The organism is Microbulbifer bruguierae (assembly GCF_029869925.1).
Classification (GTDB): Bacteria; Pseudomonadota; Gammaproteobacteria; order Pseudomonadales; family Cellvibrionaceae; genus Microbulbifer; species Microbulbifer bruguierae.
The window spans coordinates 2,688,822-2,714,408 of the sequence record NZ_CP118605.1; the positions used below are offsets into that span (position 1 = coordinate 2,688,822).

The window sequence follows — 25,587 nt, forward strand, 5'->3', positions numbered from 1 at the left end:
GACCCTAGCGATTTTTTGCCGCTTCGGCCAGCGCCCTCAATGATCTGCCAGCGCCCCCAGGGTGCGGGCGCCATCGCCGGTGAGTTGATAGCCACCGGGCAGTTGTTCGACCAGACCTTCCAGCTCCAGATGCAGCAGGCTCGCCATCAGATCGCCGGTTTCACCGCCAGTGTCCTCGGCCAACTGCTCGATACTGCGAGGGTCGCCACCCAGTGCCAGAATCAGCCGCCGATGATGTGGTGGTATCTCCTCGGTGGACGCTGGCAACGCCTCGAACAGCCCCGGTTGTTGCGCCATGCCGGAGAGCAGGCCGCCCAGCTGTTCAACGATATCGCCGCTGGTTTCCACCAGATGCGCGCCGTGCTTGATCATATGGTGACAGCCGCGGCTCATGGGATTGTGAATGGAGCCGGGAATGGCGAAGACCTCGCGATTCTGTTCCAGCGCCAGGCGCGCAGTGATCAGTGAACCGGAGCGCACTGCCGCTTCCACCAGCAGAATACCGAGACTGAGTCCGGATATGATCCGGTTGCGGCGGGGAAAATTGCCCGCCTCCGGCGCGCTGCCCAGGGGCAGTTCGCTGACGATGGCGCCGTCTGCAGCGAGAATTTCCTCCGCAAGTACGCCGTTGCGCAGCGGATATATTCGATCCACCCCGGTACCCAGCACCGCCACGGTTTTACCTGCGCCTTTCAGAGCACCGCGGTGCGCGGCGGCATCTACTCCCAGGGCGAGACCGGAGGTAATCGCAAAGCCCGCCGCGGCCAGATCCGCGGAAAAATCCCGGGCATTGTCGAGGCCCGCGCGGCTCGCCCTGCGCGCACCGACCACGGCGATCTGTGGCAGTGTCAGAGTCGCCGGATTTCCACTGATGTAGAGTACCGGCGGTGGCCGGTGGATTTCCTTCAGCAGTGCGGGATAGTTGTCATCGTCACAGTGCAGGAGATAAATGCAGGCCTCGGCACAGCGCTGGCGCTCGGCTTGGGCCCATTGGCCCAGCTCGCTTTCCAGGCCCGTGCGCTGGAATTCAGCCAGCTGTGTGCGGGCGCGATCGGGGAGCTTGCGGGTAAGCGTGTGCGGCGGTTGCTGCAGCGCGGCGAAAGCGGAGCCGAATCGCTCCACCAGTTGCCAGTAGCTGCCGGGGCCAAGGCCCTCCAGGCGCAGCAGTGCCAGCGAGGCGGTCAACGCGTCCATGCGTAGTCCTGTATGTATTGGTCAACAGAATATCAGGGGCGGGAATTGCACCGCGATGATTACTCGTCGAATCACGGCGCAATGTCTCATGATCCGGTCAGGGGTTGCGCACCAAATCGAACACTTCCAGCGGCTTGTCTGCTTCCAGTACCAGGCCGAGGCTCATTTTTTCGAAGCTGCGGAACACCATCAGTACGCCGGCGCGCTCGTCCGGCAGTTTCACGGTCTCCCGTGCCAGGCGGTCGCGCACGGTGGCGCCGCGCTTGTAGATCGCCAGTACATGACCCGGCTCGAGCCCTTCGCGCAGACCGCGGTTGATGGCAACCACATCGTACTTGGCCACCTGGGTCACCCCCTCTTCGACACCGAGAATGATCCCATCCACGGGTACCTGGGGCGCACTCGGCTGGAACAGGGCGGCAATCGCGCGCTCTTCCACTGGCAGCAGGCGGTCTTCGAGGCGAATGTCGCGGCTGGTGCGGGTAACGTCCAGGGTGGCGACCGCGAAATTGGTATTGGCGTTGTCCACATCCAGCTGACGGAGATTGACGGAGCCGACGTCCAGCGCCTGCTGACCGAGCGTTTCACCGGTATAGGGATCGGCGTAAATGGGACCCGGGCGGTAGATACCGTAGGACGGCAGCGGCTGGGTGAAGTCGCCGCGGGCGTATATTTTCTCACCGGCGCCCATCAGGATGCGCTGGTCCTGGCCGGAGATCACGTAAGGCACGCCCTTGAAGGCGCCGGGCCCGACGATACGGGTACGGGACAGGAACGCATTGATCGCATCCAGCGGAATCGCGGGAATGGCGGTGTCGAGCGGTTCACTGCGCACGGCGGGGCCGAGGCGGTTGTTACTGGCGGGGGACAGTTTATAAGCGGTGGGTCCACGCTCCAGTTCCAGGCGGGGCTGGCCGTCGACATACACCAGGTTCAGGCGGTCGCCGGGATAGATAAGGTGGGGGTTTTCTACCTGGGGGTTCACCTGCCAGATTTCCGGCCAGTACCAGGGCTGGGAGAGGAAGCGTCCGGAGATGTCCCACAGGGTGTCACCCTTCTCGACAACGTAGGTGTCCGGATGGTCAGGCTTTAGGCGCACGTCTTGCGCCTGCAGGCCGAAGGTCACCAGCAGGGTTGCGGCGGCGGCCAGAATTATTTTTTTCATGGAAGCATTCCTATGCTTTTTTGTCGCTAACGCTGTCGGCCTTCTTTTTTGCTGATCCGCTATATCGCTATCGCTGCGGTGTTATATCGCTATAATCTCACAGCGCTGAACCGGTGATGGCTGATGCCGCCGGTGGGAGGAGCGAAAAAACGCCAGTTGGCAGAATTGCCAAGGTGCGGATACAGCCCCCCAATTCAGCAAATTTCAAGCGCGATCATTATGTTATCAGCGCAAGTTCCACTAAGACTAGAAGTTTGTCACAGGTGTTATGGCCAAACTCGAAATCCTAGAATTTCCCGATCCCCGTTTGCGCACGGTGGCGGAATCCGTTTCGGAAGTGACCGATCAGCACCGGGTGCTGATCGACGATATGTTCGAAACCATGTACGACGCACCCGGCGTGGGCCTGGCGGCGACGCAGATCAATGTGCACGAGCGCATTGTGGTCATTGATGTGTCCGAAGATCAGAGCGAGCCGCTGGTGTTGATCAACCCGGAGGTTGAGGTACTGGATCCGGAGATCCACAAGTACGATGAGGGCTGCCTGTCGGTGCCCGGTTTCTACGAAACGGTGCAACGCCCGCGCAAGATCCGCCTGAAGGCGCTGGACCGCAATGGCGAAGCCTACGCGCTGGAGGCCGAGGGGCTGCTGGCGGTATGTATTCAGCATGAGATCGACCACCTCGACGGCAAGCTGTTTGTAGATTACATCTCGCCTCTCAAACGCAATCGTATTCGCTCCAAGCTTGAGAAGGCGCATCGCCAAAGAGCGTAAGTTCTTTATACGGCCCGGTGGCGTCGGGGTACCGGGTATGGGTTTTCAGGACCGAGCTAGGCGCCCCCCTGGGAACCCATCCCTGGGCGCTTCGGCGCGAACATCCTGTTTGCGACGATCCTCAAAACCCATACCCGGCACCCCGACTTCGCATCGATTTCTGGACTTCGACTCGAGTCCGCCCCTCCTTATCTGAAAGAATTTTCATGAGCCTGAATATCATCTTTGCCGGCACTCCCGACTTTGCCGCCGTACACCTGAAAACACTGCTCGACAGTGAACACAATGTGATCGCCGTCTACAGCCAGCCGGACAGACCCGCCGGGCGTGGCAAAAAACTGCTGGCGAGTCCGGTGAAACAGCTGGCACTGGAACACGATATTCCGGTTTACCAGCCGCTGTCCCTGCGGGACGAAGAGGCACAGAAAGAACTGACGGCAGTGAATGCGGACCTGATGGTGGTGGTGGCCTATGGCTTGATCCTGCCTCAGGTGGTGCTGGATACACCGCGGCTGGGCTGCGTGAACGTGCACGCGTCGCTGCTGCCACGCTGGCGCGGTGCGGCGCCGATCCAGAGGGCGGTGGAAGCGGGCGATGCCGAGAGCGGTGTAGCAATCATGCAGATGGAAGCCGGACTGGATACCGGACCAGTGCTGGTCGAGGCGCGCACGCCCATTGCTGCGAATGAGACCGGCGGCAGCCTGCACGATAAGCTGGCGCAGCTGGGTGGTCCGGCGCTGCTGGAGTCGCTGGCACTGCTGGAGTCCGGTTGTGCGCAGCCCCGGGTGCAGGACGACGAACTCGCGAATTACGCCGGCAAAATCTCCAAAGAAGAAGCGCGTATCGACTGGACCCGCCCCGCCAGCGAGCTTGAGCGACTGGTGCGCGCATTCAACCCATTCCCGGTATGCTGGACCGACTTTGTCGACACCAAGGGCAAACCCCAGCGCCTGCGTATTTATGCGGCGAAACTGGAACAGGGCTGCCATACCGATCAACCGGGCACCATTCTGTCTGCCGATGACGAGGGTATCCTGGTGGCCTGCGGTCGCGAGGCACTGCGCCTGACTCAACTACAATTGCCGGGCAAAAAGACCTTGCCGGTGGCGGAGATATTGAAAGGCTACCGCGATCTGTTCGCCACCGGGACCACACTGGGTACAGGCCATGAATGATCCGAGAGCGCTGGCGGCGCGCGTTATCAGTCGCCTGTATCAGGACCGCGGCTCCCTGCAGCGGTTGCTGCCGTGGGCAGAAAAGCAGGTAGACGAGAAAGACCGCGCGTTGCTGCGCGAGCTCTGTTACGGCAGCGCCCGCTTTGCCCCGCGCCTGGAGCTGATGCTCGGCAAACTGCTGCGCAAGCCGGTAAAAGATGAAGAGCTGCAGGCGCTGATGCTGGTTGGTCTGTACCAGCTCGAATACACCCGTATCCCCGACCACGCCGCCATCAGCGCCACCGTCGAGGCCGCGCGCGCGCTCAAGCTCGGACATGCCAGCGGCGTGGTCAACGGCGTACTGCGCAATGCTCTGCGGGATAAGGAAGCGCTTACTCGCAAGCTCTCCGGCAACCCCCAGTTCAGCTCTGCTCACCCCGAGTGGCTGCAACAGGCGATCAAGAGCGCCTGGGGCAGTGAAGCCAGAACCATCTTCACCGCCAACAACAGCAACCCGCCCATGACCCTGCGGGTGAATCTGGCCAGGGGCAGCCGCGACGACTATCTCAAACAGCTCAGCGACGCAGGTTTTGCTGCGCAGCCCTGCGAATTTTCCGTTGCCGGGGTGGCACTCGAAAACCCCGTCCCGGTTACCCGCCTGCCCGGTTTCGAAGACGGCTTCGTCAGTGTTCAGGACCAGTCCGCACAGCTCGCCGCCCAATTACTGGCGCCGCAGCCCGGAGAGAAAATTCTCGACGCCTGTGCCGCTCCCGGCGGCAAGACCTGTCACCTGCTGGAACTGCAACCGGATCTCGACCTCACTGCCCTCGACATCGAAGAGGAGCGCCTCGACCGCGTCATCGAAAACCTCGAACGGCTCGGTGTCAGCGCCCAGCTGATTTGCGCCGACGCCGCCGAGCCCGAGCACTGGTGGGACGGCGAACAGTACGACCGCATCCTCCTCGACGCTCCCTGCTCCGCCACCGGCGTCATCCGCCGCAACCCGGACATCAAGCTGCTGCGACGCGCCGAAGACATCCCCGAACTCGCCGAGCTCCAGGGCCGCATCCTGCGCAACCTGTGGCGCCTTTTGAAACCTGGCGGTACCCTGCTCTACGCCACCTGCTCGATTCTGCCGGAGGAAAACAGCCTGCAAGTGGCGCGCTTCATTGCGGAGACACCCGATGCGAGGGACAATACGCCGCAATTGCTGAATGAGCAGCCCTGGGGACTGCCGCAGGATGCGGGTATGCAGCTGTTGCCGGGCATCCATGGGGGCGATGGGTTTTATTACGCGAAGCTCGTTAAGGCCGACGACAACTAAACGGTTTTTCGGACTTTCACGATCCGCTTACGAAGCACAAAAGTAAGAATCGAAGTCGGGGTGCCGGGTGAGCGTTTTCAGGAGCGTCGCAAACAGGATGTTTGCGCCGCAGCGCCCAGGGATGGGTTCCCAGGGGGGCGCCTAGCTCGGTCCTGAAAACCCTCACCCGGTGTCCTGACGCCACCGCTATAGCAACAGAGCTCCAGCGGGCAAGGCACAAAGGCCAGATAACAAAGGCCCGAATACACCAACTATGAAAATCATCATTCTCGGCGCCGGCCAGGTCGGCGGCTCTCTGGCGGAAAGCCTGGCCTCGGAACGCAACGACATTGTGCTGGTCGACAGCGACGAGAAGACCCTGCGCGAGTTGCGCGACAAGATCGATATCGGCGTGGTCATCGGTCATGCCTCGCACCCGGACGTACTGCAGGAAGCCGGCATTGAAGACGCCGACATACTGGTTGCCGTCACCAACAACGACGAAACCAATATGGCGGCCTGCCAGATCGCCCACTCCCTGTTCCGGGTGACCACCAAAATTGCCCGCGTGCGCGCCGCCGCCTACCTGCAATACCCGGAGCTGTTCTCGACCGAATCCATCCCCATCGATGTCCTCATCAGTCCCGAGCAGATTGTTTCCGAATACATCGCGCGACTCATCGAACACCCCGGCGCCCTGCAGGTACTCGACTTCGCCGACGGCCGCGTGCAGCTCGTCGCCGTGCGCGCGGTACAGGGCGGCCCCCTGGTTGGCCACCAGCTGCGCTACCTGCGCGAACATATGCCCAAGGTAGACACCCGCGTCGCCGCCATCTACCGCCGCAACAGCCCCATCATCCCCCAGGGCTCCACCATCATCGAAGCCGGCGACGAAGTGTTTTTTATTGCTGCCCGCCAGGACATCCGCGCCGTTATGAGCGAACTGCGCCGACTCGAGCAGGGCTACAAGCGCATCACCATCGCCGGTGGCGGCAACATCGGCCTGCGCCTCGCCACCAAACTGGAAAACCGCTACTCGGTAAAAATCATCGAACAGGACCACGATCGCTGCATATTCCTGTCCGAGCAGCTCAGCAACAGTATCGTACTGCACGGCAGTGCCTCGGATCAGGACCTGCTGCTGGAAGAAAATATCGAGGATACCGACGTATTCCTCGCGCTCACTAACGACGACGAAGCTAACATCATGTCGTCGCTGCTGGCCAAGCGTCTCGGTACCCGCAAGGTGATGGCGCTGATCAACAATCGCGCCTATGTCGATCTGGTACAGGGCGGCGAAATCGACATCGCCATCTCGCCGCAACAGAACACCATCGGCAGCCTGCTTACCCATGTGCGCCGCGGGGACATGGTCAACGTACACTCCCTGCGCCGTGGCGCCGCCGAAGCGATTGAAGTCATCGCCCACGGCGACAACCGCACCTCCAAAGTGGTGGGCAAGAAAATCGAGGACATCGACCTGCCGGAAGGTGCCGCCATCGGCGCCATTGTGCGCGAGCGGGATGGCGAAAGTCAGGTGCTGATCGCCCACGATGACATCGTCGTCGAGAGCGACGATCACGTGATCGTATTCCTGGTCAATCGCCGCCACACCCGCCACGTGGAACAGCTGTTCCAGGTGGGCTTTGGGTTCTTCTGATGGCGGGACGATAAATGCGATTAGCAGTCATAGCGCGGGTATTCGGTATTCTGCTGACAGTGTTCAGCCTTACCCTGCTGCCGCCAATTGGCGTGTCCCTGTTATACGACGACGGCACCCACATCGCCTTTGCCGTGGCCTTCGGCATCACCCTGATTACCGGCCTGGTGATGTGGCTGCCGGTGCACGACCTGAAACAGGATCTGCGCACCCGCGACGGCTTCGTGGTGACCTCCCTGTTCTGGCTGATTCTCGGCAGTTTCGGCTCGCTGCCACTGATCATCAGCCCGGAACCAGATCTGGGAGTGGTGGACTCGATTTTTGAGTCCATCTCCGGACTCACCACCACCGGAGCCACAACCATTACCGGCCTGGATACGCTGCCGCCGGCCATTCTGTATTACCGCCAACAGCTGCAGTGGGTGGGCGGCATCGGCGTAATCGTGATCGCACTGGCCATCCTGCCGATGCTCGGTATCGGTGGTATGCAGCTGTACAAGGCTGAAATGCCGGGGCCAATCAAAGACACCAAGCTGACTCCGCGTATCGCGGAAACCGCGCGCGCGCTGTTCGTCATTTATATTGCGCTCACCGTACTCTGTGGCATCGGCTACTGGTGGGCAGGCATGACCATATTCGACGCCGTCGGTCACGCCTTCTCCACCGTCGCCAACGGCGGATTTTCCACCCATGATGCCAGCATGGGCTTCTACGCCCACAACACCGCAATCATGGTCATCGCCGTGGTTTTCATGCTTACCGCGGCGATTAACTTCGGCCTGCATTTCTTTGCCTTCCACAACCGCAGCTTTAAACACTACTGGAAAGATTCTGAATTCCGCTTTTACATCTGGACCACGGCAGCCGCTTGCGCGGTGATCGTCGGCTACCTGTATATGTCCGGTACTTTCAGCATGCGCGAAAGCTTTTTGCACGGGATATTCCAGGTGGTTTCCATTGGCACCACCGCCGGTTTTGCTTCCGAGAGCTTCGCCCTGTGGCCGGCGTTCCTGCCGTACCTGCTGCTGATGCTCGGCATCATGGGTGCCTGTGCGGCGTCCACTTCCGGCGGTATCAAAGTGGTGCGGGTGATGCTGATTGTGAAGTCCGGGCTGCGGGAACTGAACCGACTGGTGCACCCCAACGCGGTGGTGCCGATTAAGGTCAACAGCAAAATCGTACCGCCGCGGGTAACTGATGCGGTGTGGGGATTTTTTGCGGTCTATATCCTGTCGTTTTTCGTGCTCACCATCGTGGTGATGGCTACCGGTGAAAATTTCGTTACCTCGTTTTCCACCGTGGCTTCCTGCCTGAGTAATATCGGCCCCGCGCTGGGGGACGCTGCCGCGCACTATGCGGAAGTGAACGAAGTCGCCAAATGCTTCCTGATTCTGGCAATGCTGGCCGGGCGCCTGGAGATCTTCACCCTGCTGGTACTGCTCACCCCGGCTTTCTGGCGCCACTGAGCGCCAGCATCCTATGTAACCCGGTCTTCCCGGCTATTCAAACGTATCGTGGGTGCCGCGAACGATCTGCCGGTAGCGCGGCACGAAGCGGCACAATATCCAGATCTCGAGCAGAGTTCCGGTCACTGCCAACGCCGTCATACTGCGTTGAAACAGAACTTCCTCCGAGGAGGTATCCGGGAACAGTTCTATTGCCACCTGATCCGCAAACCCCATCCCCAGCACCACAAACACCACCAGCGCGGCCAGCTTCGAAATCCAGTCCGGTGCCACCCGGAACGGCTTTTTCAACCACAGCCTCAGTACCGGAATCACACTGAGCTGAATGGCGTAGCGCATCACCACCAGTGCCGCATACAGCGGCGCTATGGCGCCGTAGTACCAAAGCAGGGGCATCAGACAGAGGACGAATACGCGATCCGCAATGGGGTCCACCCTGGAGCCGAAATCGGATTCCCAACCAAAGCGGCGAGCCAGGTAACCATCCAGCAGGTCGGTAATTGGCCCAAGTAAAAACACCAGCAGCGCAAGAAAGTTAGCGCCGCTCAGCGACAGCCAGAAAATGAGAGGAACCAGTGCCAGCCGGGACAGCGACAGGATATTCGGGAGATGGCGCCAGGGCGACCTTTGAGCAGCAGGAGTGACGGTCTCGGTGACGTTTTTTTTGCGGGTCATCATTCAAGCGAAGCAGTCAGTCCAGGGCAAAACACCGGCGATCGTCCGGGCTCTATCAACCATAGACCAGGAGGCTGCGGACACCTGCTTTCCAGCGCGCGGATTCCTGCGAGCCTCTTATCTTTGGTACTGGTGGTATTACACGCCAAACCACCACATCCCCTCCTTCCCGCGATAGTCAGCCCTGACTATTTCTGCCAAAGTTGTCCGCTCATGGAAGAGAACATAAGAACAATCCCGCTATGGCCAGAAATACCAGTGAGCTGCTGGATCAGCTAAAGATAGACCGCAGTGCGCCAGCTCCCGAGGGGAAATTCAACACAGGCGTCATCGTCACCCTGATTGTCGGGGTCATCGGCGCGGGGCTGCTTGCCGGTCTGCTGTTTGCCGGCAATCACGAAGCCGACAACACGTTCCCCCCCTCTACCCGGGCCGTATCGGGAGAGACCGCCGTCACTTCCTCCCCTAGCCCCGCCATCGATCTGCCGGCACCGACCCGGACACACGCCGCAGAAGCGGTTCTCAATGCCTCTGGCTACATTACCCCACGGCGCATGGCGACGGTTTCCGCAGAAATCATGGGCCTGATCACCAGTGTGAACGTAGAGGAAGGCATGCGGGTGGAGCAGGGTCAGGTTCTCGCGACACTGGACGCGGCAGTGGCCACGGTGAACCGGGATTTTGCCCTCGCCCAGGTGCAGGTGCTGGAGGCCCGCGTCGCCGGCATCAAGGCCAATCTCGCCGAGGCCCAGCGTCAGGAGGTGCGCTACGCCGGACTGATCGATCGCAATTATTCGAGCCGCGCCGAACTGTCGCAGTCACAGGCGAACGTGGAAAGCCTTAATGCCAATCTGGTCAGCGCGCAGGCGGATATTCAGGTGGCAAAACTCGAGGTGCGCCGCCAGCAGGAACGACTGGACGACCACACCATTCGCGCGCCCTTTACCGGCGTCGTCACCCAGAAAAATGCCCAGCCCGGTGAAATTGTTGCGCCCAGTTCCGCCGGTGGCGGCTACACCCGTACCGGTATTTGTACCATCGTGGATATGGATTCCCTGGAAATTGAAGTGGACGTCAACGAGGCCTTTATCGGTCGCGTGCAGGCCGGGCAGAAAGTCCGCGCAAACCTCGACGCCTATCCGGACTGGGATATTCCCGCCACCGTTATTGCCATCATACCCACCGCCGACCGCGCCAAGGCAACGGTGCAGGTGCGTATCGGTATCGACACCCTGGATGCGCGAATTTTGCCGGACATGGGTGTAAAGGTGGCATTTCTTAAAAACAACTGATTGCAACTTACAAGCCTATAAAAACCAGTATGCGCAGCTGGTGGTGGGCAACAGGACTGACCACCATTTCACACAAGCTGCTTAGGCATAGTAATTAAGTCATTTCAAAAACAGATAAATAATCGAGGGATTGATGATGTCACAGGAAGCGCTGTTTGAATTGAAGCAGGTGGAGAAAAAATTCGTTAAAGGTAAGGAAACCATCTCCATTTTCGATGACCTCAATATGACAATCAACCGCGGCGAATTTCTCGCCATCATGGGTCCTTCCGGCTCCGGAAAAACTACCCTGCTGAATATGCTCGGCGGTGTCGACCAGCCCACCGGCGGTGAAATCTGGTTTGACGGCGCACGCATAGACAACCTGAGCGAGAGCAAGCTTACCCAGTGGCGCGCCCACAATATCGGTTTTATTTTCCAGTTTTATAACCTGATGCCGATGCTCAACGCCGCGCGCAATGTGGAACTGCCTCTGCTGCTTACCAAACTGTCCCGTGCCCAGCGCAAACGCAGTGTGGAGGCAGCGTTGGCGCTGGTGGGCCTTTCCGACCGCGCCAAACACATGACCAGTGAAATGTCTGGCGGCCAGCAACAGCGCGTAGCCATCGCCCGCGCCATCGTCTCAGACCCGAAATTGATCTTGTGTGACGAGCCCACCGGTGACCTGGACCGAACCACTGCGGATGAAATTCTGGAAATGTTGCAGCTGCTCAATCGCGAACATGGCAAAACCATCGTCATGGTCACCCACGATCCGGCGGCCGCTTCCTATGCGAAACAAACCCTGCAACTCGACAAGGGTAAATTTGTGCATAAGGAAGTAGCCGCATGAATAATCTCTACCTTATTTACAAAAACATGACGCGCAAGCCTCTGCGCCTGTTTCTCACCTGTTTTGCAATTTTTATTGCCTTTCTGATTTTCACCGCAGTAACCACGCTGAAAAGCGCTTTGAATTCCGGGATTGACCTCGCTGCAGATGATCGTCTGGTGGTAGTCAATCGCATCAACTTTACCAAGTCCCTACCCATCGCTTACCACCGCAAGGTAGCTGCCATCGAAGGGGTCAAAGATGTCACCCACGTAAACTGGTTCGGTGGTTATTATCAGGATGCGAAAAACCAGATAGTGACCATGGCAGTGGATCCGGAATCCTATCTGCGGGTCTACGAGGAAGTGGTGTTAGAGCCGGAACAGAAGGCAAGCTGGTTACAAGCCCGCCAGGGCATTTTGCTCGGCCGAAAACTGGCAGAGGCCCAAGGCTGGAAAATCGGCGACAAAATTCCTCTGTCATCGAATATTTTTTCCAATAAGGATGGCGGCCACAGCTGGGACTTTGTGGTGAGCGGTATTTTTGACGGCATCGATGAGCATTATGATACCCGCTACGCCCTGATCCACTACAAATATTTTATTGAAACCCAGACGTTCGGCGGCGACTGGATCGGCTGGATGACCCTGGTTACGGAAGACCCGTCATTGAATCAGCAGGTGGCTGACGCCATCGATAATTCCTTCGCCAATTCCCAGAACGAAACGGATACGAGCACAGAAAAAGCCTTTAACAAAGCGTTTATCGAGCAGATCGGCAATATCGGGCTAATTATTTTCGGGGTAGTGTTTATGGCGTTTTTCACCATTCTGGTGGTGGTCGGCAACACCATGGCACTGGCGGTACGAGAACGCACCGGCGAAATTGCGGTGCTGAAAACCCTCGGCTTTTCGGCGAAGCGGGTTTTCGCCATGGTGCTTACGGAATCCATGCTGATCGCGTTAATTGGTGGCTTTCTCGGTCTCGCCGTAGGCTGGGTAATTATCGAAGGTGCCAAGTCTTCCATGGCGCAGTTCCTGCCAAATCTCGCCGTCGGCGGTGACATTGTCGGCCAGGCCCTGCTGTACATGATTTTGCTGGGATTGGTCACCGGATTGATTCCCGCCTACAACGCCCTGCGCCTCAACATCATCACCGCGTTCAACCGGAGCTGATACCATGACTTCACTCTTAGCCCAAATCATCACCGTAACAATGATGAATATCCGCAGCCTGCCGCAACGGCTGTGGATGTCGCTGGCGATGGTGCTCGCCTCCGCGGTGGTAGTAGCCATCCTGCTGGCATTTCTCGCCATGGCCGAAGGTTTTGAATCCACCATGAATGGTGCCGGCTCCGATCGCGTTGCCGTGCTGATGCGCGAAGGATCGGCAGCGGAACTCAACAGTGTGGTGAGCCGCGAACAAGTCAACCTGATCGCGGAATCTCCCGGTATCGCCCGCGATGGAAACAATACGCCGCTGGTATCGCCTGAGCTCTATGTAGTGGTCGACGGGCTGAAGAAATCCTCGGCTACGGAAGCCAATATACCCCTGCGTGGAATCAATGCCGAAGGTATGGCGATGCGGGAAAACATGCAGCTGATTGAAGGCCGCATGTTCACACCGGGCACCAATGAGCTGATTGTCGGCGCCGGCGTACTGCGGGAATTCGATGGCTTCGCCATCGGCGAGGAGGTGCGTTTCGGCAAAAATGTATGGACCGTGGTCGGTGTTTTTTCTACCGGCGGTAATGTGTTCGAAAGTGAGCTCTGGGCAGATGTCACGGTGATCCAGAGTCACTACGACCGCGGCAGCAGTTACCAGATCATTCGCGCGCAGCTGGCGACCCCGGGGGATATCAGCGACCTGGAAAAAACCATCGAACAGGAACCTCGCCTCAATCTTGAGGTGCAGACCGAGAGTGCCTATTTCGCTGGCCAGGGCAAACAGCTGCAATACATGGCGATTTTCGGCCGCGTGATCAGTGCCATCATGGCCCTCGGCGCCCTCGCCGGCGCCCTCAATACCATGTACACCTCGGTGGCCGATCGCGCGCGGGAAATAGCTACATTGCGCACCCTGGGTTTCAGCAATTTTTCCGCGTTCTGCGGCACACTGATCGAGGCGCTGGTGCTGGCGGCGACCGGCGGCTTGCTCGGTTCGGTGGCTGCGTTTCTGTTTTTTGACGGTCTCAGTGCTTCGACTCTGGGCGGCAGTTTTACCCAGGTGGTGTTCAGCTTCGAGATGTCCCCGGACCTGTTCGCCCAGGGCGCCAAGCTGGCGCTATTGATCGGCTTCGTCAGCGGCTTCTTCCCTGCCTGGCGGGCGGCCCGATTGCCAGTCATCGTCGCGTTCCGAGCGGCGACCTGATTTTGTACTGCGGGGATCTACTCTGTTTTAACGGTAGATCTCGCTTTTTCCTACCGTTCGAGCTGCGGCAAAAGAGCCGCAATAGCCTACTGCGCCCCAGTGTATGAAGTCGCCAAAGGTTTCCCGATGATGGCAATGCCGGTGGTTCCGCTGGAAAATTTCACTCAATCGGCACTACTGACGCCGTCAAACTGGAAATACTGAGTATCGCTATTGAGATCCAGCTAACGCAGTTCCCGCCTATCTGTAATGTATCTTCGATTCAGGGTTTAAAAACGGGACAAATTGACAGGCTGTTAAATTTTAAAGGATTATGATTACGAAATTACTCTAAAAATTGATATCAAATCATGCGTATATTGGCTAGTTTATCTTTGCTGCTCCTTCCATTTGCCTGTGTCTTTGGTGCTTCTGATCTATTTATGGATCGAGTTCAAAGTAAGGGTTTTTTTGGAAAAAACATCGGCTACATGGCCTTCCGCCACAAAGATAATTATGCATATCCTGTGACGCTATCGACGGGTGAAAAGGCAATAATTAGTGGATCTACCGATTTGATTCATGCGGGGATGAATCATCTTGTTCTTATTCGATTCAACAATTCCGACCATAGCTACTATATCGACAAGACGTCAAAATTTTTTCCCGGCTACTTTAACGACCTTAAACTTTTCCATATTGTTCAAGAAGGCAAAACCGAACAACGCCTTTTTGCCATCAACGCCGTTGATACACACTTATCAGAGGGGACAGTCGATGACGGTAGCCTGATGGAATTCGATATAGAAACCCTCAAGCTAAAAAACACCTTTAAAGTTAATGATCCCGGTTACGCTGTCTATTTCGAGTCCTTGCACTTTTCTGACATCGATAACGACGGCAAAGAGGACCTGATCCTACAATCCGGGCTGACAATTTGGGTTCTCGACCCGAATGACTGGAACAACTATCGCAAGATAGATGATTTGACCAGTGGCTTTCGCGAGTTTAAAGACACCACAAGTACTTTTTTTACGCTTGGCGACGCCGATAACGATGGCCAGAATGAAATTATTTTTAGTGATGGAAGCACTTTCTCTTTGGGAAAGAATGATAAAGCCATTTTTAAGGGGAAATTTCCAGTAGACCCTGTTCTTAATGAGCGACGCATTGTTATAGAAGATATCGATGGTGATCAGCAGAATGAAGTATTGTTTCAGGATGTTACCGATAGTCCTGCAGATACAATCAATATTTTTAACGGAAAAGATTTTTCCGCTAAGTTGTCAATTAAAACGGGACTAAACACACTGTCGTTTATTCTTCATGACATTGAAGGTGACGGACAGAAAGAGCTGTTCCTAACCCATCTTTATGGAGGTGTTCGCTCATACGATACCGCCACCGGATCTCTTATTTTCGAGTATGTCGACAATGATAGTGGCGGTTCTGGCATGATCATTGAAGATCTAGATGGCGATGGTCAACGTGAACTACTCTTTGGTGAAGGTCAAAATTCGTCTGCGCGCTACCGTTATCTTGTATACGACCTTATTACACACGAGAAAAAATGGGAAAGCCGGGAAGCAAACCCACCCTACCGCGTGATTTCTCATGAATCGACAAGCAATGAACTTGTTGTCAGTTCCGCCTCACGAGATGGGAGTAATTTCAAAGTTGGTTATGTTTTTGTACTCGATAGTGAAACACTGCGAGAAAAACATCGCTTCGATCTCGAGGAAATTTTTGCTGACGAATATGTAGCTTCCACGGGATCAGACGCGGCTCTATTTGATGATCTTGATAATGATGGTAACAATGAACTGATTGTCACCCGGACAGCAACTTATGAAGGAACCAAGGTTGCAATCATTGATCCCCAAACTAGCGAATTACTTCACGATCACACGCTCGAGCCATTCGTTCAGGTTATCCCAAACAATGAGACATTCCCTATATCTCTACTGAAAGCACAAGACATTAATAATGACGGCGTTAAGGAATTTTTACTGGGAACTCATCGAATCGGGACCAGTGCCGGAAGTCCAGGGTTCTTTATTCAGGATTCTCAGTCAGGCGAAATTCTTTATCAGTTTAATACCGGGTCGAGTCCGACAACGTTTGATTCCGTTTACGATGTCGAGCTATTGCCATCGAAAGACGGTAAGCAACCCGAAATTTTCTTTCTTACTAGTGGTGCGTTATACAAAATTTCTAACCTCAATACGGCACCGCAGCTACTAGTCAACGGCGGTATTTCAGCTATAGCACCTGTATCCATCGACGGCTCGGCACAACTACTCGCGGGTAGCAGTGATGGTTATCTTTATCGAATCGACCTTGAAAATAATGAAATTGAACAGCTTGCGCAGATTTGCACCCGTAAAAGGCACGCTGAAGAAGAACGTGATTTAGTAGACGACCTGATACCGATCTTTTCGGACCAAACGGAAACCGGCAAGATCCTGTTTACCTGCAGGGAATCTATTGGTGTGTACGACCTTAAAACTAACCACAGCGATTGGACTACAACCACAGATAAATATATTACGCTGTCACCAGCAGCCTATCGTCTAAGGGAAGGAAAATTCAGCTTCTTCTTCGGCTCCATCACTGGTGTTGATGTGTACACCGATTTTGACCCTGATAACGATGGCCTTGGCAACCTTCTCGATAGCGATGACGACGGAGATGGTTATTTAGATATCGTGGACGACTATCCACTCGATGGATCGCGCTGGAAACTAGAGGATTTTGATGCCGACGGCCTCAGCGATGAGGTTGATCCAGATGATGATAACGATGGTGTCAATGATGACCAGGATACATTCCCGAAAGATGCGACTGAGTCAGTGGATTCCGACGATGATGGTATCGGCAATAACGCCGACGAAGACGATGACAATGACGGAATGGACGATGAGTGGGAGCTGAGCTACGGACTGGATCCGCTCAACCCCGCGGATGCATCGGGAGACCCCGATGGCGATGGGGCATCAAACCTGAGCGAGTATCAGGCAAATACCGATCCATTGTCTGCACCACCTCCGCCTGCAAAAGTACCTGACCAGGAAAGCAGTGGCTCCCAAAAAGGCAGCGGAGGCGCTATTAACTGGCCACTGCTTATACTGTTGGCCCTGTTGTATGGGAGCCGACGGCAATTTTTTGCCCAACGCGCTGGTTGACAGGGCATCAGCAGGGAGTACGCACATCACGCTTCCTCGTGTAGCGTACCTATTTTTGGCGGTCTCAGTGGCTCAACCCTCGGAGGCTGCTTTACCCAGGTGGTATTCAGTTTCGAAATTTCCTCGGGCCGATTGCCGGTAATCCTCGCGTTTCGTGCCGTAACATGAACGCTTTTGATTTTAAAAATTGGAATTGCAGTATATGTACAAGGTTTTGAGTATCGCGGTAGCCGCTTTGCTGCTGGCTTCTTGCGATGGGGAATGGGTTAACACTCCGCCAGAAGATAAGAGTGAATACATCTTCTTTGACATCGACAACGCGGAACACGGCTGGGAAGTGGGTTTTGCAGACTACGACAGCGAAACGGTATCCCCAGACCTGTTGAGCTACGGTTTCGAGCAGCTTCCTCCGACCCGGGATGACCTCAGCGGCCTCCGGGTCTCGGGAGATAACCGCAGCTCCGATCTGTTCATGTACATCACCAAACGCTTTTCCGGCTTCGAGCCAAATACCCGCTATGAACTCGCGATGGAGATCATGTTTGCCTCCAATGTCCCGTCCGGTTGCCTGGATGCCAGCGCCTCCCCCGGTGAAGGTGTGACCATCAAGGCCGGCGCCACCACCTTTAAACCCGCGGTGATCGATAATGGCGCCGGTGATTTCTACATGAATCTGGACAAGGGTAGTCAGGTGTCCAGCGGCAGCGACGCGATCGCCATTGGCAATTTTGCCAATTCAAAAACCTGCGAAAGCGGAGATTTTTCCTACGAGGTAAAAGTTCTCCACAACGACGACGATTCCTTTTTTGTAGAAACAAACGATAGCGGAGATCTGTGGATCTTGTTCGGTACCGATTCCGGATTCATGGGCACCACGACCATTTATTATCTCGGTGGTGAAATAAAGGCGACGGAAGTGCTGTAGCCGAGGTGAGCCACTTGCGGATCAGTTTTTGCGATAGATCCCGCTTTTCCCCTCCGGCACCCGGCGGAAGCGTTTGTACTCCCACTGGTACTGCGCGGGCGCTTCCGCGATACAGGACTCTACCCCGCGGTTCAACGCCGCCAGTGACACCTTGATCTCATCACTGAAGATGGCCTGTTCGGCCGGCAGGAATACCAGCTCGAAGCCTTCTTCCTGTCGCTTGCCAAATCCGAAGACCACCTTGCAACCGGTGCGCTGGATCAGGTTATAGGCGAGGGTCATGGTCAGGGTGGGCTGGCCGAAGAAGGGCGCATAATCGCCACCGGAGAGGTCCGGTTCCTGGTCCGGCAGTACACCGACAATACCTCCCTCTTTCAGGGCCTTGAGCAGGGCGCGCACACCGCGCACATTGGTTGGTACCAGATGGGCACCGGTTTTTTCGCGGCCGGCGCGAATCAGGGGGTCGAGTGCGGTAATCTTCGGTGGCGCGTAGAGGCTGGTAGTGGGGCCGACGGTGGCCAGAAACTGGCCGAAAATTTCCCAGTTACCGATATGTGGCGCCAGTACCAGTACACCGCGCCCGTCTTCCACACCATCGCTGAGCAGTTGCTGGTTGCGCACCCGCACGATACTGTCTTCCGAAGCACTCCAGGGCTGACGCCACAGGGTCGCCACCTCGAAACCGGTGATGACGGTGTTGACCACGCTGCTGCGAGCGAGCGTTTCGCGCTCGGCCGCGGGCATTTCTGGATAGCAGCGCTGCAGATTGATGCGGCTTACACGCAGGTTATCGCTGCGGCACCACACCGCCATACGGCCCGCCGCACTGCCAAGGCGGCGCGACCAGCGCAGTGGCAGCCTGCCCACCAGCTTCAGCGCACCCGCTGCCAGTTGCCCTTTGATATCCAAAATCGGTACTTCCTTCTCAAATCCATCGCTGTTGCGAAATTTCATGATCGTGCTCTTTATATAGAGCTTTTGTCGCGCCCGCTGTTTAGTGCGCAACCGCCTGCCGCTATAATTGCGCCCCTTGTCTTTTCACCCAGCTGAAACCGGAGATAGCGGTGTCCGAGCAACAAACCAGCAGTTCTGCCCCAGCGCAGGATCTGAGCACCTTTCAGGGACTGATTTTTACCCTGCAGGAATACTGGGCGCGCCAAGGGTGCGTCATTCTACAGCCTCTGGATATGGAAGTGGGTGCCGGCACCTTTCACCCTGCCACCTTCCTGCGCGCCATCGGCCCGGAAACCTGGAACGCCGCCTATGTACAGCCCTGCCGCCGCCCCACCGACGGCCGCTACGGCGAAAATCCGAACCGACTGCAGCACTACTATCAGTATCAGGTAGTCATGAAGCCTTCGCCGGCCAATATCCAGGACCTGTACCTGGACAGCCTGCGCGCCCTGGGGATCGACCCGGCGGTGCATGACATCCGCTTTGTGGAAGACAACTGGGAATCCCCTACCCTGGGTGCCTGGGGTCTGGGCTGGGAAGTCTGGCTGAACGGTATGGAAGTGACCCAGTTCACCTACTTCCAGCAAGTGGGCGGCCTGGAGTGCTACCCGGTCACCGGCGAGATCACCTACGGTATCGAGCGCATCGCCATGTACCTGCAGAATGTGCAGTCCATCTACGACCTGGTGTGGACCCGCAATGCCGACGGCACCCCGGTGACCTACGGCGACGTGTTCCACCAGAACGAAGTGGAGATGTCCCACTACAACTTCGAGCACGCGGACGTGGAATTCCTGTTCCACACCTTCGATCACTGTGAGCGCGAGAGCCAGCGCCTGATCGAACTGGGGCTGCCGCTGCCGGCCTACGAGCAGGTGATGAAAGCGTCCCACGCGTTCAACCTACTGGACGCGCGCCATGCAATTTCCGTCACCGAGCGCCAGCGTTTCATCCTGCGTGTACGCACCCTTGCCCGTGCCGTGGCCCAGGCCTATTTTGACGCGCGCCACGCCCTCGGCTTCCCGCTGGCGACCGAGCAGGCTCGCAACGACGTACTCGCTCACTTAAATGAAAAGCAGGACGCGCAGAAGGAGAAGAAGTAATGGCTCAGGATTTTCTGGTTGAGCTGGGCACCGAAGAGCTGCCCCCGAAAGCGCTTTCCACTCTGATGCAGGCATTCGCGGATGGTATTGAGCAGGGTCTCAAGGACGCCGAACTCTCCTACGGTTCGGTCAGCGCGTTTGCCAGCCCACGTCGCCTCGCGGTTGCGGTAAACGACCTCGCCGAGCAACAGCAGGATAAACAGATCGAAAAACACGGCCCCGCCGTGGCCGCTGCCTTTGATAAAGACGGCAATCCGTCCAAAGCCGCTGAGGGTTTTGCCCGCGGCAACGGCGTGACCGTCGACCAGCTGGCGCGGGTACAAACCGACAAGGGTGAGCGCCTGGCGTTTATCAGTGAGCAGAAAGGTGAAGCCACCGAAAAACTGCTCGGCGATATCGTCAGCAAGTCCCTCGCGCAGCTGCCGATTCCCAAGCGCATGCGCTGGGGTGCGCGCAAGGAAGAGTTCGTGCGCCCGGTGCACTGGCTGGTAATGCTGTTCGGCAACAAGGTAGTAGACGCGGAAGTGCTGGGCCTGCAAGCCGGCAATATCACCCGTGGTCACCGCTTCCATTGCAATCGCGAACTCACCGTGGCCTCGGCCAACGACTATGTACAGCAGCTGCGTGATCCGGGCTATGTGGTTGTCGACTTTGCCGAGCGCCGCGAAATGATTCGCGAGCAGGTCCAGGCGGAAGCCAACAATGTGAACGGCGAAGCAGTGATCGATGACGAGCTGCTGAACGAAGTTACTGCGCTGGTGGAATGGCCGGTGGCGCTCACCGGGCGCTTCGAAAAACGCTTCCTGGATGTACCGGCGGAAGCGCTGATCTCTTCCATGAAAGAGCACCAGAAATACTTTCACGTGGTGGACGAAGACGGCAACCTGATGCCGTTCTTCATTACCGTATCCAACATTGAAAGTACCGATGCCAAACAGGTTATCGAGGGCAACGAGCGGGTAATCCGCCCGCGTCTTTCGGACGCCGCCTTCTTCTTCGAGACCGACAAGAAAACCAGTCTCGAAGCGCGCCGGGAAAAACTCAAGTCCATCGTGTTCCAGCAGAAACTCGGTACCGTCTACGACAAGACTGAGCGCCTGGCCAAACTGGCGGCGGCGATTGCCGAAAAAATGAATGGCGATTCCGCACTGGCGCAACGCGCCTCGCAACTGTGTAAGTCCGACCTCGTCACCGAAATGGTGTTCGAGTTTGCCGACATGCAGGGAATTGCCGGTTACTACTATGCGGAAAATGACGGCGAACCGCTGGACGTGGCCAAAGCCATGTACGAGCAGTACATGCCGAAATTCGCCGGTGACGAATTGCCGGCCACCGAAACAGGCACCATTATCGCCCTGGCCGACCGTATCGATACGCTGGTCGGTATTTTCGGAATCGGCCAGCCGCCGAGCGGCTCTCGCGATCCGTTTGCATTGCGCCGGGCAAGCCTCGGGGTACTGCGCCTGCTGGTGGAAAAAAATATCGACCTGGATCTGCGCGAACTGCTGACGCTCGCCCGCGATGGCTACCCGCGCACCGCGCTTGCCGAATACGACACGGTGGTTGAGCAGACCCTGGCCTATATGATCGAGCGCTTCCGCGCGCGTTATGAAGATGCCGGTATCAAGGCTGAAGTATTCCTGGCGGTGTCCGCGCGCAAACTGTCTCGCCCGCTGGATATCGACAACCGGGTAAACGCGGTACACAGCTTCAGCCAACTCCCGGAGGCGGAAGCACTGGCCGCGGCCAACAAGCGGGTGTCGAATATTCTCGCCAAACTGGAGGGCCCGGCGCCGAACCAGGTGGATCAGGCACTGCTGCAGGAAGATGCAGAGAAAGCCCTTTACGCAGCGCTGACAGATGCGCAGGGCGCGGTGGCGCCACTGTATGCGGAAGCTCGATTTGAGGAAGGTCTCGCCGGCCTCTCCGGTTTGCGGGAAACGGTCGACAACTTCTTCGACGGCGTGATGGTAATGGCGGACGACGAACAGCTGCGCAACAACCGCCTGGCACTGCTGGCGCAATTGCGCGGCCTCTTCCTGGAAGTAGCAGATATCTCGCTGCTGGCACCGGCCAAGTAAATCGTCACTTCCCATATCTGGCACCCTCTTTGTAGGAGCTTGCCTGCAAGCGAACGGTTTCGTAGTAGAGATCGGTTCGCTTACCGGTAAGCTCCTACAAGGTCGGATTTACCTTTTGAGCAACACAATCCCATGGCCATCATCATTCTCGACCGCGACGGCGTCATCAATCAGCACTCGGAGTACCACGTCCGCAGTGCCGAGGAATGGATTCCTATCGCCGGCAGTATCGAAGCCATGGCACAACTCAGCCAGGCCGGCCACCAGCTGGTCATCGCTACCAACCAGAGCGGCCTTGCTCTCGGCCATTTCGATCTCGACGACCTGGAAGCCATGCACGCAAAAATGCGCGCGCTGGTGGAAGATGCGGGCGGCGAGATAGCCGCGATTTTTTACTGTCCCCACAGCGACGAAGACAACTGTCGCTGCCGCAAACCGAAAACCGGTCTGTTGGACGCCATTGAGGCCGAGTTCGATACCAGCCTGCACGACTGCTATTTTGTCGGCGACCGAATCCCGGATCTGCAATGCGCCGTGGCAAAAGGGTGTAAACCCGTGCTGGTAAAAACCGGGCTGGGTGAAACAACGCTCGCCGGAATTATCCGCGAGCCCGATCCAATGCTGTCAGAAACCCTGCTGATGTCAGACCTCGCTGAGTTTGCCGCGTTCATTCTCGAGCATTCGCCGAAAATTTAGCCTCGTTCCCTCCCCCTTCTGTTTTCATTCATTTATTTATCAGCGGCTATTTTTTCCTGGTAGCACCTGTTCACCAGTTGCCCCTTGTATTCCCATGGGCACTCATAGAACCCGACCGATTCGGTAAATTTGTATATTCGGCCCAGATAACCCAATGTGGTGTTGATCCCGATGAGTTCTTCTGTTGTTCCCTGCTGGGGACCTTCCAGCATTTTTATACCGAAGACGCGTTCCAGAATCATTTTTACAATCAGGCGATCCGGATCTTCCTTTTCGAATGACCACTTTTTGGTTGCAGTATTCAATACCATGGACAAGTCCATCGCGTCGCGGCTGAACATGGATGTGTCCACACCGATCTGTTTCCTTTCTTGCCATGCAATTTCTTTTTCACGGTAATCAATTTCTGCAGTCACGCCGAGTGTCGCTACGCAGGAGGTTACTTCCTGCTCAAGGAGTTTATCGATGCTGGGCCTGTCCGTAAGATCGGCCGTCAACGCTCTCAACTCAGGCTCCATATTCGTTGCCGAATTGCCGCAGGTGATCGGGATACGGAAGACTTCCTTCATCGACACTGTTTCGAAAACCGGTAGGCCGTACTGGTGGAAGTAACTTTCGTCATAATTTGCTGCGTAGTACTCAGCAAAAAATCTTCGGACACCTTTGTTGAATGGAATGATTTTGGACGGTAATCCCGGACCGTCCGCCTTTGCGATCAATAGCTGATTGGGAGCACCCTCGATAAAGTTGTCGATGTCTTTCAGCAGATAGTCAAACAACCCGTTTTCATTGAAGTCGAGGGACGTCATATGAATGGTGGTTTTTTGCCAGGTTTTCAGGCTTTGCCACTGCCATTCGGCCAGATCCGCCGTTGCGTGGAAATTTCCATCTTCACCCTGTATCAGCACCATGGATTGCATGGTGGTTTCATAGATCTCATCGCCCTGACCTTCCAGTACAAATTCCACATCAAACTGCCGGATATACAGATCTGCGCGACCATCGTCGTTCAGGTCGCCGATGTATACCTCGTGATTTCTTCGATCGATAATTGTTCCGGCAAATGCCGACGCATTTATCCACATCGTCAACAGTATCATGAGGGCTATTCGGGGATTCATCACCGGTTTCCTGTCACACTGATTGGGGTCGTCGCATCTACTTTAGTCCACAAGGATTGGCTGGTTGATCGGTTTTCCGGATCTGAGGTCGATGGTACGACGAAATGGGCGGACTACTTTTTGCGGAAATGGGAGAGGCTCTCTCGCCAAGCGCTCGCCAAGAGCGCATCGATGATCGACACCCTTTAAGCCGCACCCGAGCCATAAAAAAAGCCCGGAGATCGTGCGATCTCCGGGCTTCTTCTTTTCGGGCTGTATGCTGAGGTTATAACAGCTCGGCCCACAGATCGTATTCATCGGCGTGGGTGACTTCGGCCCATACCTTGTCGCCCGGAGCCAGTGATGTCTCGCCGTTCAGGTATACCATGCCATCAATTTCCGGGGCGTCTGCCCAGGAGCGGCCAATAGCGCCTTCCTCGTCTACTTCGTCGATCAGCACTTCGATCTTGCGGCCGATTTTCTGCTGCAGGCGCGCGGCACTGATCTGCTGCTGGTGGGCCATAAAGCGCTCCCAGCGCGCCTGTTTGACGTCTTCGGGAACTGCGCCTTCCAGTTCATTGGCCGGAGCACCGTCTACCGCGGAGTATTTGAAGCAGCCAACCCGGTCCAGCTGGGCCTCACTCAGCCAGTCCAGCAGGTACTGGAAATCTTCCTCGGTCTCGCCGGGGAAACCGACGATAAAGGTGGAGCGGATAGTGAGTTCCGGGCAGATCTCGCGCCATTTTTTGATCCGCGCCAACGTCTTGTCTTCAAACGCCGGGCGCTTCATGGCCTTGAGCACCTTCGGGCTGGCGTGCTGGAACGGAATATCCAGATAGGGCAGCAGTTTGCCTTCGGCCATCAGTGGGATCACATCGTCCACGTTCGGATACGGATATACATAGTGCAGGCGCACCCATACGCCCATGGAAGACAGCGCCTCGCACAACTCCAGCATACGGGTCTTCACCGGACGCCCATCCCAGAAATCCAGCTTGTATTTCAGGTCCACGCCGTAGGCGCTGGTGTCCTGGGAAATGACCAGCAGCTCCTGCACACCGGCGTTAACCAGACGCTCGGCCTCGCCCAGTACTTCACCCACCGGACGACTCACGAGTTTGCCGCGCATGCTCGGGATGATGCAGAACGCACAGGAGTGATTACAGCCCTCGGAAATTTTCAGATAGGCATAGTGGCGCGGCGTCAGCTTCACGCCCTGGGGCGGTACCAGATCAATAAACGGGTCGTGATCGGTCTTCGGCGCCACCACCTCGTGTACTGCGTTCACCACCTGCTCGTACTGTTGCGGTCCGGTAACGGACAACACACTGGGGTGCGCCTGGCGAATGGTGTCTTCTTCCACACCCATGCAGCCGGTGACGATCACCTTGCCGTTTTCGTGCAGCGCCTCACCGATCGCATCGAGGGACTCCTGCTTCGCACTGTCGATAAAGCCGCAGGTATTTACCACCACCACATCGGCGTCTTCGTAGGAGGGCACCACCTCGTAACCTTCCATGCGCAGCTGGGTAAGGATGCGCTCGGAGTCCACCGTCGCCTTGGGGCAGCCGAGGGATACGAAACCCACTTTACCCGGTCCGGTTTTCCCCGGCTCTACGACGGTCGCGCCACCAGTCACTGATTTATCTGCACTGCTCATGAGCGTCCTCTAGCGGTGCCATTTGGCAGCCGACAACAT

The 25,587-nt window shown here is 56.7% G+C and carries 20 protein-coding genes; 14 read left to right on the plus strand and 6 right to left on the minus strand.

Annotation, left to right across the window (positions count from 1 at the left end):
- Positions 1–36: 36 nt before the first annotated feature.
- Positions 37–1,194 carry a DNA-processing protein DprA gene (dprA, locus tag PVT68_RS11215; RefSeq protein WP_280318074.1) on the minus strand — a complete coding sequence of 386 codons (1,158 nt, stop codon included), beginning with the start codon at positions 1,192–1,194 and terminating at the stop codon, positions 37–39.
- A 97-nt stretch (positions 1,195–1,291) separates the two neighbouring features.
- On the minus strand, positions 1,292–2,359 hold the full coding sequence (locus tag PVT68_RS11220; protein WP_280318076.1) for a LysM peptidoglycan-binding domain-containing protein: 1,068 nt from the start codon (positions 2,357–2,359) through the stop codon (positions 1,292–1,294).
- Positions 2,360–2,627: 268 nt separating this feature from the next.
- On the opposite strand from PVT68_RS11220, the gene def reads away from it, so the two are divergent.
- The 5 genes from def (at position 2,628) to PVT68_RS11245 (ending at position 8,717) form a co-directional block, all read left to right on the plus strand.
- The gene (def, locus tag PVT68_RS11225; RefSeq protein WP_280318078.1) at positions 2,628–3,134 is read left to right on the plus strand and encodes a peptide deformylase; all 507 of its coding nucleotides are present in this window, start codon (positions 2,628–2,630) and stop codon (positions 3,132–3,134) included.
- Between the two features lie 206 nt (positions 3,135–3,340).
- A complete protein-coding gene (gene fmt, locus PVT68_RS11230; RefSeq protein ID WP_280318080.1) occupies positions 3,341–4,309 on the plus strand; it encodes a methionyl-tRNA formyltransferase in 969 nt (322 codons plus the stop codon).
- Positions 4,302–5,612 carry a 16S rRNA (cytosine(967)-C(5))-methyltransferase RsmB gene (gene rsmB / locus PVT68_RS11235; RefSeq protein WP_280318082.1) on the plus strand — a complete coding sequence of 437 codons (1,311 nt, stop codon included), beginning with the start codon at positions 4,302–4,304 and terminating at the stop codon, positions 5,610–5,612. The genes fmt and rsmB overlap by 8 nt, the downstream gene beginning before the upstream one ends.
- 253 nt (positions 5,613–5,865) lie before the next feature.
- Positions 5,866–7,251 carry a Trk system potassium transporter TrkA gene (gene trkA, locus PVT68_RS11240; protein WP_280318084.1) on the plus strand — a complete coding sequence of 462 codons (1,386 nt, stop codon included), beginning with the start codon at positions 5,866–5,868 and terminating at the stop codon, positions 7,249–7,251.
- A gap of 14 nt (positions 7,252–7,265) precedes the next feature.
- Positions 7,266–8,717: a TrkH family potassium uptake protein gene (locus tag PVT68_RS11245; protein WP_280318086.1), complete on the plus strand. Its 1,452-nt coding sequence runs from the start codon at positions 7,266–7,268 to the stop codon at positions 8,715–8,717.
- A gap of 33 nt (positions 8,718–8,750) precedes the next feature.
- On the opposite strand, the gene PVT68_RS11250 is transcribed toward PVT68_RS11245, so the two are convergent.
- Positions 8,751–9,395 carry a CDP-alcohol phosphatidyltransferase family protein gene (locus PVT68_RS11250; protein ID WP_280318088.1) on the minus strand — a complete coding sequence of 215 codons (645 nt, stop codon included), beginning with the start codon at positions 9,393–9,395 and terminating at the stop codon, positions 8,751–8,753.
- 239 nt (positions 9,396–9,634) lie between these two features.
- Between PVT68_RS11250 and PVT68_RS11255 the strand changes: the two genes are divergently transcribed.
- The 6 genes from PVT68_RS11255 to PVT68_RS11280 all read left to right on the plus strand — a co-directional run bounded on the left by PVT68_RS11255 (position 9,635) and on the right by PVT68_RS11280 (position 17,954).
- Positions 9,635–10,684: an efflux RND transporter periplasmic adaptor subunit gene (locus PVT68_RS11255; protein ID WP_280318089.1), complete on the plus strand. Its 1,050-nt coding sequence runs from the start codon at positions 9,635–9,637 to the stop codon at positions 10,682–10,684.
- Positions 10,685–10,817: 133 nt separating this feature from the next.
- Positions 10,818–11,516, plus strand: a complete 699-nt coding sequence (locus PVT68_RS11260; RefSeq protein WP_280318090.1) for an ABC transporter ATP-binding protein — start codon at positions 10,818–10,820, stop codon at positions 11,514–11,516.
- Entirely contained in the window at positions 11,513–12,670 is a 1,158-nt protein-coding gene (locus tag PVT68_RS11265; protein ID WP_280318092.1) for an ABC transporter permease, read from the plus strand. The genes PVT68_RS11260 and PVT68_RS11265 overlap by 4 nt, the downstream gene beginning before the upstream one ends.
- A gap of 4 nt (positions 12,671–12,674) precedes the next feature.
- Complete coding sequence (locus PVT68_RS11270) at positions 12,675–13,865, plus strand: ABC transporter permease (protein WP_280318094.1); 1,191 nt, start codon at positions 12,675–12,677, stop codon at positions 13,863–13,865.
- A gap of 350 nt (positions 13,866–14,215) precedes the next feature.
- The gene (locus PVT68_RS11275) at positions 14,216–17,029 is read left to right on the plus strand and encodes a GlyGly-CTERM sorting domain-containing protein (RefSeq protein WP_280318095.1); all 2,814 of its coding nucleotides are present in this window, start codon (positions 14,216–14,218) and stop codon (positions 17,027–17,029) included.
- Between the two features lie 202 nt (positions 17,030–17,231).
- Positions 17,232–17,954 (plus strand): hypothetical protein, encoded by a 723-nt coding sequence (locus PVT68_RS11280; protein WP_280318097.1) that lies wholly within the window; start codon positions 17,232–17,234, stop codon positions 17,952–17,954.
- 21 nt (positions 17,955–17,975) lie between these two features.
- On the opposite strand, the gene PVT68_RS11285 is transcribed toward PVT68_RS11280, so the two are convergent.
- Positions 17,976–18,908 carry a lysophospholipid acyltransferase family protein gene (locus PVT68_RS11285; RefSeq protein ID WP_280318099.1) on the minus strand — a complete coding sequence of 311 codons (933 nt, stop codon included), beginning with the start codon at positions 18,906–18,908 and terminating at the stop codon, positions 17,976–17,978.
- Between the two features lie 110 nt (positions 18,909–19,018).
- Here PVT68_RS11285 and glyQ point away from each other — a divergent pair, with 110 nt between their 5' ends.
- The 3 genes from glyQ (at position 19,019) to gmhB (ending at position 22,788) form a co-directional block, all read left to right on the plus strand.
- On the plus strand, positions 19,019–20,011 hold the full coding sequence (glyQ, locus tag PVT68_RS11290) for a glycine--tRNA ligase subunit alpha (protein ID WP_280318101.1): 993 nt from the start codon (positions 19,019–19,021) through the stop codon (positions 20,009–20,011).
- Positions 20,011–22,092 carry a glycine--tRNA ligase subunit beta gene (gene glyS / locus PVT68_RS11295; RefSeq protein ID WP_280318102.1) on the plus strand — a complete coding sequence of 694 codons (2,082 nt, stop codon included), beginning with the start codon at positions 20,011–20,013 and terminating at the stop codon, positions 22,090–22,092. Before glyQ ends, glyS begins: the two co-directional genes overlap by 1 nt.
- 132 nt (positions 22,093–22,224) lie before the next feature.
- Positions 22,225–22,788 carry a D-glycero-beta-D-manno-heptose 1,7-bisphosphate 7-phosphatase gene (gmhB, locus tag PVT68_RS11300; protein WP_280318104.1) on the plus strand — a complete coding sequence of 188 codons (564 nt, stop codon included), beginning with the start codon at positions 22,225–22,227 and terminating at the stop codon, positions 22,786–22,788.
- Positions 22,789–22,820: 32 nt separating this feature from the next.
- Here gmhB and PVT68_RS11305 read toward each other — a convergent pair whose 3' ends face one another.
- Positions 22,821–23,909 carry a hypothetical protein gene (locus tag PVT68_RS11305; protein WP_280318105.1) on the minus strand — a complete coding sequence of 363 codons (1,089 nt, stop codon included), beginning with the start codon at positions 23,907–23,909 and terminating at the stop codon, positions 22,821–22,823.
- A 265-nt stretch (positions 23,910–24,174) separates the two neighbouring features.
- Complete coding sequence (gene rimO / locus PVT68_RS11310; protein ID WP_280318107.1) at positions 24,175–25,548, minus strand: 30S ribosomal protein S12 methylthiotransferase RimO; 1,374 nt, start codon at positions 25,546–25,548, stop codon at positions 24,175–24,177.
- Between the last annotated feature and the right edge of the window lie 39 nt (positions 25,549–25,587).